General features: G+C 57.4%; 1 protein-coding gene. It reads left to right on the top strand.

The genetic code is table 11. The features are described from left to right. Positions 1 to 253: 253 nt before the first annotated feature. A complete protein-coding gene (locus tag A6A05_RS22070) occupies positions 254 to 634 on the top strand; it encodes a recombinase family protein (protein WP_068497817.1) in 381 nt (126 codons plus the stop codon). Positions 635 to 910 lie beyond the last annotated feature (276 nt).

Raw genomic sequence — 910 nt, 5'->3', positions numbered from 1 at the left:
ACCTTCGCGACCATGATCTACCTGATCGCCGCCCCACTCGGGGATCTCTTCAAATCCATTTGAGGCGTCGAAGAACCCAAATGGCGGCGGTCTGGTGGGTCGGCGAGCCAAGGGGCGTGCCTCCAATCAAGACGTACCACCCGGCATCGCGAATAGGAAGCATCGTTCCTGGAATGATTGTTCCTTTGAGGCTTCCGTTACGCCATGGAAGACCTCCGGGAAGTCCTGGCCCTAAATGTTAGAAGGTTCCGCCATGCTCGTGGTTGGACCCAGGAGGAGTTGGCTGACCGTCCATATACTGGCTGCTGTTGCTGAACATGAGCGGGAGATGATCAGCCAGCGGACCAAAGCCGCCCTTGCTGCCGCCAAGGCTAGGGGTAAAGTTCTGGGTGGGTTCCGTGGGGTGTCGGTAGATCAAGCCATGGGCGCCGAGGCCAATGCCACCAAGGCCAAGGAGTGGGCACAGGGCGACCTAGGGCAGGAGATCGCCAAGATGAAGGGCTTGGGCTGGTCCCTTTGGGAGATCGCCCACCACCTCAATGATATGGGGGTGAAGTCTCGCCGTGGCGGTGAATGGCAAGCCATAAGCGTCAAGCGGGTGCTGGACAAGGTGGCTCCTGCTGCAGCCGAGTGACCAGCAATGCTTTTGGCTAACGTTGCTATCCAACTCGATGAGACGTGACCTAATCGTAATCGTGATGATAGCATTGTGATCGTAGGGCAAGTAGAACTACTGCTGAAACCAAACGCTTCAAAATACCTACGGGAGCAAGCAATGAGCGGTTTGCGCACACCGGAACCTGTCAATGAATCCGCGACACTGCGTCTGACAATTTAGGCAGCAATTCTCTCAGCTGGCGGATTGATCCAGACGGCATTGGGCGGGGCTGGCGGCTGCGGCGGCTTGCAT

It is taken from the genome of Magnetospirillum moscoviense (assembly GCF_001650635.1).
Classification (GTDB): domain Bacteria; phylum Pseudomonadota; class Alphaproteobacteria; order Rhodospirillales; family Magnetospirillaceae; genus Magnetospirillum; species Magnetospirillum moscoviense.
Note: the sequence above shows the minus strand (reverse complement) of the source record. Positions and strands in the feature narration are given on the sequence as shown.

Excerpts from the sequence above, each read along its gene's own strand:
- A6A05_RS22070 (WP_068497817.1), top strand. The coding sequence starts at position 254 with ATGCTCGTGGTTGGACCCAGGAGGAGTTGGCTGACCGTCCATATACTG.